Source organism: Neobacillus camarae (assembly GCF_054950115.1).
In genome coordinates, this window is the sequence record NZ_JBUCKX010000002.1 from 1,147,279 (window position 1) to 1,162,046 (window position 14,768).

6 protein-coding genes and 2 pseudogenes are annotated in these 14,768 nt (G+C 37.7%); 6 read left to right on the forward strand and 2 right to left on the reverse strand.

The features are described from left to right. The first annotated feature begins 376 nt into the window (after positions 1-376). From ACY8D0_RS13085 to ACY8D0_RS13110, 6 genes and pseudogenes are all read left to right on the forward strand, one after another. Positions 377-5,575 carry a PA14 domain-containing protein gene (locus ACY8D0_RS13085; RefSeq protein ID WP_462410946.1) on the forward strand — a complete coding sequence of 1,733 codons (5,199 nt, stop codon included), beginning with the start codon at positions 377-379 and terminating at the stop codon, positions 5,573-5,575. A 367-nt stretch (positions 5,576-5,942) separates the two neighbouring features. After that, positions 5,943-8,564 (forward strand): YfhO family protein, encoded by a 2,622-nt coding sequence (locus ACY8D0_RS13090; protein WP_462410947.1) that lies wholly within the window; start codon positions 5,943-5,945, stop codon positions 8,562-8,564. A gap of 186 nt (positions 8,565-8,750) precedes the next feature. Then, on the forward strand, positions 8,751-9,611 hold the full coding sequence (locus tag ACY8D0_RS13095; RefSeq protein ID WP_462410948.1) for a DUF6056 family protein: 861 nt from the start codon (positions 8,751-8,753) through the stop codon (positions 9,609-9,611). A 489-nt stretch (positions 9,612-10,100) separates the two neighbouring features. After that, positions 10,101-11,078 carry a glycosyltransferase family 2 protein gene (locus ACY8D0_RS13100; RefSeq protein ID WP_462410949.1) on the forward strand — a complete coding sequence of 326 codons (978 nt, stop codon included), beginning with the start codon at positions 10,101-10,103 and terminating at the stop codon, positions 11,076-11,078. Positions 11,079-11,181: 103 nt separating this feature from the next. Continuing rightward, entirely contained in the window at positions 11,182-11,586 is a 405-nt protein-coding gene (locus ACY8D0_RS13105) for a GtrA family protein (RefSeq protein WP_462410950.1), read from the forward strand. 335 nt (positions 11,587-11,921) lie between these two features. Then, a pseudogene (locus ACY8D0_RS13110) lies at positions 11,922-12,554 on the forward strand (transposase); the annotation flags it as partial. 99 nt (positions 12,555-12,653) lie between these two features. Here ACY8D0_RS13110 and tnpC read toward each other — a convergent pair. Then, positions 12,654-14,251, reverse strand: a pseudogene (gene tnpC, locus ACY8D0_RS13115) (IS66 family transposase). A gap of 91 nt (positions 14,252-14,342) precedes the next feature. Further along, positions 14,343-14,627, reverse strand: a complete 285-nt coding sequence (gene tnpB / locus ACY8D0_RS13120; RefSeq protein WP_462411357.1) for an IS66 family insertion sequence element accessory protein TnpB — start codon at positions 14,625-14,627, stop codon at positions 14,343-14,345. Between the last annotated feature and the right edge of the window lie 141 nt (positions 14,628-14,768).

Here is a 14,768-nt window from a genome sequence, read left to right on the forward strand (position 1 = left end):
ATCAGAATGCTCCTTTTTTGTTATCATACCTATGATACGATTGTTAAACAAACATTATTCGAGATAGACCGCAAAGACGCTACACTGAATTATTTTATAATAAATTAGTCAACTGTGGTAAAGAAAACAAAAATATTTAGGTAAAGAGGTTTTTCTTGGTAATTGGCCAGGGAAAACCTTTTTTTGGCAAAAAGCTTAGATTAATTACAAATTTATTAAGGTTTTTAACATAATATGTCGTTTTTTACGAGATTAGTAATTTTTTCATTATAAAATTCGATAAAGAATATGATATTCTACTAAATAGATACAAAAAATGTATCAACGAAACTTTAAAATCTATGAAAATATTTTCTAAAGGGGGGTTTTGGGCAGGTTGAACCAAAACTTAATATGGCGATATGGAATTGGAATGATTGCAGCTTTATCCATTGTTGGAATTACATCTGGTTCCTCTGTTAAAGCCGATACTTCTGTATATATTCCTGAAACTGGAAAGCCTGTACACTACAATTGGGGATGGGGAAGTCCGGCTCCGGGAGTGGGGTCAGACCATTTTACTTCAGTTTTCGACCAATCAGGGAATTACGCTGCGGGAGATTATTTTCTTCAAACTTTTGCAGACGATGGAGTCAAGGTGGAGGCAGATGGGAAGACACTGATCAACCGCTGGAGTGATTATACCGGCAAAGTAGACAGGGCCCTTTGGTTGGGTGTTTCAGGGGGGCAACATACAGTCAAAACCCACTATCTTGAGAATGTGGCCTCTGCAGCAATTTACTCCGATGTGGTACCGTTTGGATCCTGGCTGGCGTACTATTACCCGAATGACTCGTTAGCAGGTATGCCAACAGCGGCAAAAGTGATTTCGCCTACGGATAACTTGAAAAAGCTTTCTGAAGACTTTGGCACAGGTACTCCTGATGCGGGAATTAATCCCGACCATTTTTCCGCCAAATATACAACAGCCAAGCGAATTACGGCTGGTGAGTATATCTTACGGGCAAAAGCGGATGATGGTATTCGCGTCTATGTAGACGGTACACTCGTTATTGACCGCTGGAACGAAAGCGGTGGTTACAGAGAGGACTCGATTAAACTCAACATAACTGATAATACTGATGGAAGTACAGGGGAAAAAGATGTCCACTGGGTAAATGTAGAGTATTACGATTCTGTAGCAGGGGGGAAAGTGGAATTTTCCCTTGAACCATTTTCAAAGGCGATCGACAATTCTTGGGTAGGTGAAGTATACCCTAATAAAAATTTTCAAGGTACTCCTACTATCATTGGTGGCGAAAATGCGAACAGTCCAATACCAAATTTAAACTTCGATTGGGGCTGGAATGGTTCTCCACATCCATCTATACCGGCAGATAGTTTTTCGGCGCGATTTACCAAGAAGATGACTTTGGAAGCTGGAACGTATATGTTTACAGCTAATGGTGATGATGGAGTACGGGTAAAATTAGACGGGGAAACAATCATAGACGCATGGCCAAATACAGGATTCCAGGACCAGAAAAAACAGGTTAATGTAACGGCTGGTAAGCACACCATAACGGTGGAATATCTCGAAGATGTGGGACGAGGATTCCTCTCGTTCGATTTTCAGCGCTTCGGCCAACTGCCTGTCCAAATAGAGCGTGAAGTACGCCATAATTGGGGCTGGGGGAATCCGGCAAATGGAGTAGCGGGAGATTATTTTACTGCTGATTTTGACCAATCAGGGGACTACGCCGCAGGGGATTATTTTCTTCAGGCCTTTGCTGACGACGGAGTCAAGGTAGAAGCAGATGGGGAAACGCTGATTAACCGGTGGAGTGATTATACCGGCAAAGCAGACCGTGCCCTTTGGCTTGATGTCACAGGGGGCCAGCATACGGTCAAAACTCACTATCTTGAAAATGTGGCATCAGCAGCAATTTACTCCGATGTGGTACCGTTAGGATCCTGGCTGGCTTATTATTATCCGAATGAGTCGTTAAGCGGTATGCCAAACGCTGCAAAAGTGATTAATCCTACCGATAGCTTGAAGAAGCTTTCGGAAGACTTTGGCTCAGGATCGCCTGCGGCAGGAATAAATAGCGACCATTTTTCTGCCAAGTATACAACTGCCAAAAGGATTCAGGCTGGGGAGTATATTTTGCGGGCCAAGGCAGATGATGGAATTAGAGTTTATGTTGACGGCAAGTTGGTCATTGACCGCTGGAAGGCCAGCGAATATCTCGAGGAATCTATTAAACTAACAATTTCGGACCGCCCTGATGCCAATACGGGCGAAAAGGATGTGCACTGGATAGATGTAGAGTACCTCGAGCAAACCGGAAACGGCAAAGTGGAGGTTTCAATCGAATCATTCGCAAAAGCCATTGACAATTCATGGATTGGCGAGCTTTATCCAAATAAGAGTTTTCAAGGCACTCCGTATGTCATTGGAGGCATGAATGCCCTTAATCCGATTTCGTCAATTAATTTTAATTGGGGTTGGACAGGGTCACCGCATCCTGCGATACCGGCAGATGGATTTACAGCGAGATTTACGAAGATGGTCAGCCTGGAAGCTGGAACTTATGTGTTTACCGCAAACGGAGACGATGGAGTGCGGGTAAAACTTGATGACAAAACGATTATTGAAGCATGGCCAAACACAGGATCCGTGGAACAAAAGAAACAAGTTGAGGTTGATGGTGGAACTCATACCATAACGGTTGAGTACTTGGAAGATGTGGCTCTCGCTTCCTTATCGTTTAATTATCAGCGAATGTCCCAGCTTCCGATTCAAGTTGAACGGGAGGTCCATCACAATTGGGGCTGGGGAAGCCCAGCAAATGGAGTATTGGGAGACTATTTTACAGCGGATTTCGACCAATCAGGGAACTACATTGCAGGAGATTATTTTCTTCAGGCCTTCGCTGATGATGGAGTTAAGGTAGAAACAGATGGGAAGACGCTGATTAACCGGTGGAGTGATTATACCGGCAAAGCAGACCGTGCCCTTTGGCTTAGTGTCACAGGGGGCCAGCATACGGTCAAAACCCACTATCTCGAAAATGTGGCCTCCGCTGCGATATACTCCGATGTAGTTCCGTTTGGATCATGGCTGGCATACTATTATCCGAATGAGTCGTTAAGCGGAATGCCAACTGTGGCAAGAGTGATTACTCCTACCGATAGCTTGAAGAAGCTTTCCGAAGAATTTGGCAGTGGCTCTCCTGATGCCGGAATAAATCCTGACCACTTTTCCGCCAAATATACGACAGCCCAGCGGATTACAGCTGGCGAATATATCTTGCGGGCCAAAGCGGATGATGGAATTCGTGTCTATGTTGACGGCAAGTTGGTCGTTGACCGCTGGACGGCGAGCGAGTATCGCGAGGATTCTATTAAACTTACAATTTCGGACCGTTCAGAGGCCAAAGCGGGCGAACAGGATGTTCACTGGATTGATGTAGAGTATCTCGAGCAAACCGGAAACGGCAAAGTGGAGGTTTTGCTTGAACCATTTAGTCCAGCAACCGTAAATAATTGGATTGGGGAAGTATATCAGAACAAAAGTCTTGAGGGCTCACCTATTATTATTGGGGGGGGCAACTCAATGAATCCCATTAACACAATTAATTTTAATTGGGGGTCAACTGAAGATTCTCCACATCCAAGTATCACTGGCGACAATTTCTCAATGAGGCTTACCAAGAAGGTTCAACTAGATACCGGCACCTATTTGTTTACAGCCAAAGCCGATGATGGCATGAGAGTGCTCCTGGATGGTCAAGTGATAATGGACTACTGGCAAAACTATGATTTTAGCGAAAAGCGATATGCGCAATATATAGAGAGTGGCCAGCATACTATCACTGTTGAGTACTATGAAAATGTAGGAAATGCTAATCTATCATTTGATATGAGGAAATTGAGCTCTACTAAAGTTTATTATGAGCAAAGTCAAAATGTCCAAACGTATTGGGGAGCAGGAAGCCCAGTCAATTTCCCTGCGGAAGGCTTTGAAGCTGTCTTTGATCAATCTGGTTCATATTCAGGGGGAGATTACTTTCTTCAAACCTTTGCTGATGATGGGGTTAAGGTTGAAGTAGACGGTCAGTTGTTAATCAATAGATGGACAGATTACACTGGGCAGGTGGATCGTGGCTTATGGCTCGGAGTAGGATCGGGAAACCATTCTATTCAAACTTATTACTACGATAATGTAAGTTCAGCAGGTGTATTTTCTCATGTGGTGCCGTTTAATTCTTGGCTTGCTTATTATTACTCAAACGAAAGCTTATCAGGATTTCCAGCCGCTGCAAAAGTCTTGAATCCGGTAGGCTCAAATAAAGCACTTTCAGAAAACTTCCTGAATAACAGTCCTACTTCAGGATTACCTAACGACCATTTCTCCGCTCGTTATACAACGGCAAAACGAATCACTGCGGGAACCTATCTTTTTAAAGCCAAACAAGATGACGGTGTTAGGGTTTACGTAGACGGCAAGTTGGTAATAGATGACTGGAACAACGGAGGAGTAAGAGAGCAATCTGCAAGAGTGACGATTTCAAACAGAGCGGATGCGCCTTCTGGTCAGCAAGACATACACTGGATAGAAGTAGAATATTACGATTCTGAAAGTGTAGGAAGTATTGATTTCTCAATTGAGCCTTTAGTGGGTCCAATTTATTTATCAACAAGCTATAATTATACTTTGAACCAAATGGTTGAAACCCAAATGAAGACTATTCCTCAAACTGATTTGCATTCTAAATACCTTCGAGAAGATGCACTTGTTAAAAATGCGTCTGGAACTTGGGTGGTCAACGGAGGATGGAATGTAAGAGGCGGTCCAGGGACAGATTATCCAATTGTGGGGACCATTAATAGCGGGATCCCTGTTACAATCGTCAATACATTTACTACGCCAGGACAGCCAACTTGGTACCAGGTATCAGCATGGATTAACGCTCTTAACAGTGACGTTCTTTATTATGTCAATCCTACTAATTTTGCTAAGGGTTCAACAGAGTACTTTCAGTTCTTGAAATTATCTGAAAGCGCTGGGTTGAACATAGACGAAGTAAATAACAAAATTCTTAGTGGAAAAGGGATTCTTCAAGGGAAGGCCAGTTCCTTTATTGAAGCTGGTACGAAGCTGGGAATAAACGAGGTATATTTAATTAGCCATGCTTTACTGGAAACGGGCAATGGTACATCCGACCTTGCAAAAGGAGTATTGGTTTCATCCGTTGATGGACAAGCTGTAGAGCCTAAGGTAGTTTATAATATGTATGGTATCAATGCAAAAGATTCTTGCCCAACACAGTGCGGTTCAGAGTATGCCTATAAAATGGGCTGGACGACCCCTGAACTTGCTATAGTAGGTGGGGCTGAATTTATTGCTTCCAGCTATATTAAAAAAGGGCAGGACACATTATATAAAATGAGGTGGAATCCTGCAGCCCCAGGTACGCATCAATATGCAAGTGATATTGGCTGGGCGGTTAAGCAAGTAAATAAGATTAAAAATCTATATGATATACTTTCAAATTATATTTTAGTTTTTGAAGAACCAAAATATCAATAGATGAACCAGTTTTAAAAAGGGGGCTGATTTTCAGTTCCCTTTTTACATTGAGCGATTTCAAAATTATGAATGTGATCTAAATTGAAAAGTAAATTTTTCTTCATTGAAAAGGATTAATATTTTTTTGAAAAAGTAAAAATCATTATCACATTGGTAAGCCGTATGTCTAAATAGGATAATTACGGTTTGGTAAGGGGGAATCCTTGATAAGGTTTACCGCACTAAATTATTTATATATTTCCATAAAGTAAGGAACGATATTATTGAGATAATTGAAGTATTAAATGATTAGCCTTATATTATAATTATTTAAGGTTTAAAAAAGAAAGCACAAGTAAAGTTTTTGCAAAACAGTTGGAGGTTACGAATGAAAAACTTATTTAATAGGTCGGGAGGTTATCTTCTTGCGTTTTTGTTGCCGTTTATTTTGCTAGGTGGGGTTTTTGCGGTTTGGGGGGTATATCCCTTTGGTGACCGTTCCATCTTAATGTCGGACCAATTCACGCAATATATACCGTTTTACCAACATTATTATGACATATTAAAAGGGAAAGGTTCCTTTTTTTATGCGTGGGAAGCAGGAATGGGAACCAATTTTTGGGGTACGTTTGCATACTATCTAGCAAGTCCTTTATCCCCCATTGTCTTGTTATTTAACCAGAAGCACTTACCTGAGGCATTTATCATCATGACACTTGCAAAAGTAGGTTTATCTGGTCTATTCATGTATCTATTTCTTTCCTTGCAGTTTAAGTCAGAGAGGACTATAAAATGGACCTTTTCCACTTTCTATGCATTAATTTCGTTCTCAATTGGTTACTTTTTTAACATAATGTGGCTGGATAGTATTTATATGCTACCTTTGGTTCTACTGGGAGTGGAAAGGCTATTTCGAAAAAAGTATCTTTTGTTCCTGTTTAGTTTATCCATTTTATTTATTTCAAATTTTTATATGGCATACATAACTGGTTTATTTACATTCCTTTATTTTGTCTTGCGAAATTTTCTGGAATCGAACAGCAATTGGAAAGTAATACTTTTGAGGTTTTTCTCATTTTTTGCTTGTGTATTTGCAGCGGGAGGAATCTCTGCTTTTGTTACTGTTCCCACCTATTTACTATTAAAGGTTAACGATCAGCCTGCAAATTGGTCTGGGGCACTTCAACCAGCCTTCGGATTCTTTGAATTTATTGCGAAGTTATATAACGGTAGTATTAATCTTTTAACCATGCCAAATGTTTTCTGCGGGTTATTAGTGTTGCTACTTGTCCCTTTATTCTTTAGTAGTCCAAAAATAAATAGTCGTGAGAAAATAGTATACTTCTTACTTTTATGTATTTTGTTCTTAAGCTTCCAGATTGATGGGTTAAATTATATTTGGCATGCATTTGAAAAACCATCAGGTTACTTACAGCGCTTTGCTTTTGTATTTTCCTTTATGCTCATTTTTTTAGCGTTTAGAGCTTTTTTGGTCTTTGAAAAAGAAAATTTCCCTTCGTTATTAAAGACCTATTCAGGTCACGTTTTCCTTATAATGATCTTGACTGCATTAGTGCCGGAATCGATGTCAATAAGGAAAGCATTAATTAATATTTCTTTGCTGACATTATATAGTCTTATTCTTTATGGAAAGATTGTTGTTGTACCCAAGAAACAGCATTACATTGCCATGTTGCTTCTTTTTTCAGCATGTTTGGATATGGGGTTTAATGCCTATAGTCATGTGAAAACATTAAATAGTTATCTTGGTTATAGTTTTACAAGAAACCAATTTGAACTTAAAAGTTCTGACTTTATACAGCTTATAAATGATTTGAATAAGAAAGATAAGGGTTTCTATCGAATTGGCACAGCAATGAGTTTACCTTGGGATAAGTCCCAGGAATATCGGCATTTTACTGGTGATGTACCTATTGATGTGAATGAATCTTTACTCTATCGATATAAAGGGATGTCAAATTTTAATACTTTATCAAATGGAACACTTCATCAGTTTATGAACCGTTTAGGATATAGCTCTACATTAGGGTCGCGTTCATTAACCCAAAATAAAGGGATATTAACATCGGATTCCCTCTTCAGTTTTAAATACTTGATTACCGATCAACCAATTAATAAGCATGGATATGAAAAAGTAAGATGCAAAGAGACTGCTTGCTTATATAGAAATATTAATGCAATGCCAATAGGTTTTATGATGGATGATATTCCTACTGCCATACAGGTAGAATCAAAAAATTCATTTGAAGTGCAAAACCACTTTTTAGGGCCGAAAGGTACAAACATAGACTATTTTGTGCCTATTAAAGCAATAAATATTCAATATCATAATGTTGAGATAAATAATAATGGTGGTATGCAATATGTGAAAAAAATAGATGCACAGCAAGAAGGCTATATGGAGATGACTTTTGATGTAAAAGGTGAAAAACAACTTTACACACTCATGTCCCTGGGAAATGGATTCAATCAAACCAAAGTCTATGTTAATGGAGGTTCATTTGGCTTATATCCAACCTATCATAATGATCAGGTGTTGGAATTAGGAGCTTTTACGGATGAAACAGTGAAGATGAGGGTAGAGTTTTTAACTCAGGAAACAGTATTGTCTAATCAACTATTTTATGCTTTGGATATCCCTAAATTTGAGCAACGAATTAATGAGCTGAAGTCAAATTCACTTAAGATTAAAAGTTGGTCTGATACATCTATTCAAGGAACCATCAATGCCAAAAAATCTAATACCCTATTTCTTTCTATTCCATATGATAAGGGATGGAATGCTTCTATTGACGGCAGGAAAATGCCTGTAAGACATTTAGGCGGGTTTATAGGTCTTAATGTTCAATCAGGGAAACATAATGTTAAGCTGTCATACAGTGTTCCTGGATTAAAAATAGGTATTATTATCACGGTTTTAAGTTTTATTGGTGTAATTGGAGCTTTTTTGATTAGGAGACGGATTTATCGGAAAATAATTCCCGATTGATTCATGTCCCCTTCAACCTTCTCAGGTAGTGGGGACTTTAATAAAACCTTGATTAACCGATCGTATTGTAGGCAAAAAGAGGCTACTATGATAAAATTATTTTGTTTTAAAAATGAATGATGATCGAGGCGAAGGGAAGAATAATACATTGGAATACTGAATGTATCATTATTTTGAGGTGGAGTTATGACAAAAAAAGTAAGCTTGCCATTTTTAATAGGCGTTTATATTGCCTTGTATTTGATTCAATTAAAAATATCACTTGTTAATGGCAGTGATGATACATGGTTTGCTAATGCCTCGGAAACCGCACCATACTTTGAATGGATTCGCATGAGGTATACAACTTGGTCAGGCAGGCTTTTTCCTGATACGATGTTATATGTTCTGTTAGATGAATATTTATGGATTTGGAGATTATTGAATCCATTGTTTTTGCTGCTTTTATCTATTGGAATTATAAGGGTAACAAAAAAAGAAGTAACGAAAGTCGATGTTATGATAGGGATTGTAGTTCTAGGGTATATTAGTAATAACATTTTAAATGCAGGTATCTTCTGGATTACAGGCTCTATGAATTATCTTTGGCCAATTGCATTAGGGATAACAGCCATGATACCCTTTATGTCCAAGGTTTTTGAATGGGAACATTCATTTTCAGGGATTATTTGGATCATGTTTTACCTATTTGGAATTATTACAACTATTTCTAATGAACAAGTCGCTCTCTCTATGTCCGCTTTTTCTATTATTTCATTAGGTATATTATATTTTCGTAATAAAACGATCGATATTAAATTTATTCTCTTAACATTACTTATTTTGACTGGTACCTCTATCTTAATCTTTGCTCCAGGAAATCATCTTCGATGGGAGAGCGAGGTTGAATCATGGTTTCCAGGATATGACGAATTAACATTAAAAAGTAAAATTCACTTAGGAATCATCTGGTTGTATAAACAATTGTTCACAGAAATGAGAAATATCCTCATACTATTATCGATGATTATTTCTTTTCATTTATGTAAAAGAAAAGAAAAAAAATAATATTATCTTCCTTACTTTTTCGTTTATGTTCATAGTTGTACTTTCTTCAATTTTGTTGAATAAGCAAATGTTAACTAATTTCGATCTAATTAATTCATTTAGATTTACCCAAAATATAACGCACATATGGAACAGTGAAAATGGATTTGTCATTGCATTTATTCCATATTTATTTTGGACTATTTTTATATTGCTATTGTTTTATTTGATATTATCAGTAAGTAATCATAAAATATTTCATGCTTTATGTTTTGCTGCATCAATCTGTACCATGGTCATTATGTTCTTTTCACCAACCATTTATGCTTCTGGCCCTCGAACATTAGTTGTAGGTTCGGTTTTGCTGATTATTATAGGTGTAACTTTAATACAAGAATATAAATTAATTGGAAATAAGTTAAGTGTTATTATTTTTTGCTGCCTGCCTTTTCTTAATTTCCTTCAACTTTATATTATTTGGTAATTTAATTAAAAAGAAGGTGTATTTACTTGAAAGTAGTTTCAATTGTGGTACCTTGTTATAATGAAGAAAAGTCTGTCAAATTATTTTATGCTGAGGTAGCTCCTGTTCTTGAAAAGATAGACAATATTGATTATGAAATAATCTATGTGAATGATGGTAGTAAAGATCAAACGGAAGATGAAATGCGAGAACTAAGTAAATCAACTAATAACGTAAGGTTTATTAGTTTTAGCAGAAATTTTGGAAAAGAGGCAGCCATGCTTGCTGGAATAGAAGCCTCTCTAGGGGATGCTGTTATATTAATGGATGTGGATTTACAGGACCCTCCGCACTTATTGCCACAAATGATCGAAGATTGGTTGCTCGGAGGGTATGATGTTGTGTATACCCGCAGATCGACTAGAAGCGGTGAGCCCCCTATTCGCAGCTGGTTTGCAAAGCAGTTTTACAATATTATCAATAAAATGAGTGATGTCCATATTGTGGATGGTGCAAGAGATTATCGATTAATGGACCGAAAAGCAGTGAATAGTTTCCTACGTCTTAAGGAAAGAAATCGATTTGCAAAGGGACTATTCATGTGGGTGGGGTATAATTCAAAATGTATAGAGTTTGAAAATGTTGAAAGGACTGTTGGTAGCACAAGCTGGAGTTTTTGGAAATTATTCCATTATGCAATAGATGGAATTGTTTCCTTTACGATTTCACCGTTAAGATGGGCTACCTATTTTGGAATTTTCACGGCAGTAACTGCTTTTCTTTATATGTTTTTTGTCATTTTTTCAAAAATATTTTTTGGAAATTCAGTTAGTGGATATGCTTCAATTGTATCAATTTTACTATTTTTTGGGGGGATACAGTTAATCTTCCTTGGCATTATAGGTGAGTATATTGGAAGGATCTTTATTGAGGTTAAGGCAAGGCCTAACTTTATAATTAAAGAAGAATTGAGTGCCAAAAACACCAATAAAGAAAAGGTTAGGAAAGCAGTCATTCAAAAGTAATCTTGCGACTAATCCCTCCTTTGAATGAAGAAAATGTTATTGCATAGGCATCGGCATTGACGATGCCTATCTATACTTCTGAGAAAAATTTGGAGAAATAAAAATGAAGATAAACAAAGAATTGATATTTTATCTAATATTTGGTGTTTTAACAACCTTAGTGAATATCATTAGTTATTGGCTTTTATCCAGAATATTCCATATGGATTATAAATTGGCTACAACCATTGCTTGGCTTTTATCGGTTATTTTTGCTTTTATCACCAACAAACTATATGTATTCAACAGCAGAAGTCTGGAAACAAAGACATTAGCCAAAGAATTTATTTCATTTATTTTCTTCAGGATTCTTTCCTATTTGGTTGACCTTGCCGTCATGGTTGTCATGATTGAATGGATTAAATCGAATGATATATTCGCAAAAATAATCGCGAATATAATTGTTGTAATCCTTAATTTTTTTGCGAGTAAGTTTTTGATTTTTAGTAGAAGTGAGAAAAACAATTAACATAGATAGTTTTTTTCAATAAAAAATAGCCTGGCTTTTGCGAGGGCACTGAAAAAGTCCCTTAAATTTAGGGTATGTGTCTAAATTGGGCTGTTGATTTCCGCTCCAGGCGGCTTCGCTTTCCGCGGGCGTGCCGGGGAGCCTCCTCGGCGCTTTAGCGCCTGCGGGGTCTCCCCTGCCCCGTACTCCCGCAGGAGTCTTCGCCGCCTTCCGCTCCAATCAACAGAGTTCTTTTACTTAGGCTTAATTTAAAAAAGGTATAATTTCTCATTATTAAGAGGATTATACCTTTTTTGCTGTATAATTATCGTATCAATTTCAAATGGGTGGGTACTATGATACAAAATCAACAATCAATGATTTTTAGTCCTTATAATGGTATTTATGATTTAGTGGTTCCGAAAGATAATCTTTTGCGTAAACTGAACGAACTGGTTGATTTCTCCTTTGTTTTTGATGAACTTAAGGATAAATATTGTCATGAAAATGGTCGAAACGCTATCGACCCTATTCGCATGTTCAAATATTTATTGTTAAAAACTATTTATGACCTATCTGATGTCGATATCGTTGACCGTTCGAAATATGATATGTCATTTAAGTATTTTCTTCACATGGCTCCGGAGGAGCCGGTAATCGAGCCAAGTTCTTTAACCAAGTTTCGAAAACTTCGTTTAAAAGATGTAAACCTTTTAGATCTTCTAATCAATAAAACCGTTGAAATTGCTATCGAGAAGGAAATTATTAAAAGTAAATCCATTATTGTGGATGCCACCCATACAAAATCTCGATACAATCAAATGACACCAAGCGAAATACTGATGGACCGTTCTAAAAAGCTGAGAAAAGCAATTTATCAGATTGATGAATCAATGAAGAACAAATTTCCCCTTAAGAATACAAATGATGTCTTGGAAGATGAAATTGCGTATTGCCAAGAACTTATTGACGTGATTGAAAAGGAAGAAAGTAAGCCCGAATTATAAAAAAATAAGCGTACCTTCAGGTACGCATCACAAATAGCCGTAAATCCTAATTTTTTTAATCAAATTTACGGCTTATTTTAGTTATTTGCTACATTCTGCCTTAATCATTTTTGACCAGGGCATGTACTGATCTAAAATTCCAGGGTTTTGCTGGATTTCGAGATTCGGTAGATCCGTCAAAAGTTTCTTTAAATATTCATAGAAATCAACGCCGTTACTTTTGGCAGTTTCTGCGATACTCAAACAAATGGAATTCGCTTTTGCGCCAGCTTCACTCACACTAAAGAGCCAATTTTTTCTACCCAGAACGTTAGGCCGGATTGCGTTTTCGGCGGGATTATTATCAATTTCAATGCGCCCGTCATTGAGGAAGGCTTTGAGACCGTTTGCCCTGTTCAATGTGTATTCAGCTGCTTTCGCTTACGCATTTTTCCCGTAGAATGGTGACTTTTTAACCCATTCAAGGAATTTATCTACAATTGGCTTTGAGTATTTTTGGCGTTTTTTTCTTCGCTTACTCGGAGACAAATGTTTAAATTTCCTTTCGAGTCGAAATAAATCGTCACAATAGCTCACACCAATCCGACCTTTCCTACTGTTCGCTTTCAGCCAATAACAACGAACATGCGCCCAACAATTTGCGAAGGTAATGCCCTCCAATTTACCATAAGCAGAATAGCCGTCGCAAACAATCGTGCCAGAAAAGCCTTCTATGAAACTTTCAAGGACAGATCGGGCACGTGATAATGCGCTATGAAAGATAGTCATGGGTGGTCCTTGGTATGGAGCACTTCGCGCCACCCAATTGTAGGCATTTGTTTGACCAGATTTCCCATCGGATCGGTAGAGGATTTGTCCATATGTTTCATCAATATGTAAAAGAGATTTATCCATCATCAAATCTTTCATTCGTAGGTATATAGGCAATAACCAATCGTGTGATGCACGAATGACCCAATTCGGAAGGTTCTTATCATTGGTATTGAGGACATACCGATCCCATTCCTTTACCTGACGGTAAAGGGGTAAGTATTGTACAAATTTATCATAGATGACTTTGGCAAGCACGCTAGGACTTGCGATGCTGCGTTGAATTGGAGACTGTGGAGCTTTACCACGTTTTATTTGAGCCTTTTGAAAGGCATCGCCTTTACAATTTTTACATTCATACGCGTGTTCAATGTGTTGAACTTTCTTTAATCTAGCAGGAATAAATTCTGCTTCTTCGCGAACGATTGTACTGCCAATTTCAATCATTTGCCCTTGGCAACAGTCACAAAATGTATTTTCCGGATGATGGTGAATAGCTCTACCTCAATACCATCATGAATGGAATCATTTCGTTTTTTCTTTTGAACTTTTCGGACAACAGTGTAAGAAATTGTCTGTTGGCTTTGTTCTCCTGTGTGCTCAGGTTCATTAAAAGACGGGTCATGGTCATCTTCAAATAGTGATACTTGCCCATCTGGTGTATTGTATTTCGATTTTTCGGTTTTTGATCCATATAATAGCTTAGTTAATTGGCGAACTTGCTCGGTTAACGCTTCGTTCTGTTTCAACGATTTATCCAATTTTTTTGATAGTTCCTGGTTTTGTTGATTCGAATGATCCAATTGCTCTTCAAGCAATCGAATTAATCTATCAAATTGATTCTCACTTGTAGAAGAAACGTTCGTCACATCATTCACCACTCTTTGTTCGGATTCCACTCTCCTTATTATAACGAGTTCGAACAGTGGAATAAAGGTAAAATAATAGGCTTTAACGAATTTAAAAAACACCTTTTGTTGATGGTAGAATCGCCTTTGGCTGCTGGATTGATAATCCTTCAAGGAGCCAGCGAAGCTCCTGTTGTGAAAGATTGCGAACTTCATTTTCATCTTTTGGCCATTGGAGTTTGCCGTTATCCAAACGTTTATAAAGCAGGGCGAGGCCATCACTGTCGAAATATAAACATTTATAGCGATCTTTACTCCATCCAGAAAATAAGAAAATAGAATCGCCATATGGATCAAGTTCGAAAGAATCTTGGATCAGTGTTGCCAGGCCATCAATTCCTTTTCTCTTATGAGAACAGTCACATAAGAGAAATTATGGGAATTGTTTAACTATGGAAAATAAATTGAAGAAAACCCGTAAAAACCGCAAGGTATGTGATTAACACTCCCCATAATGTTCCATACTGAATTTATCTAA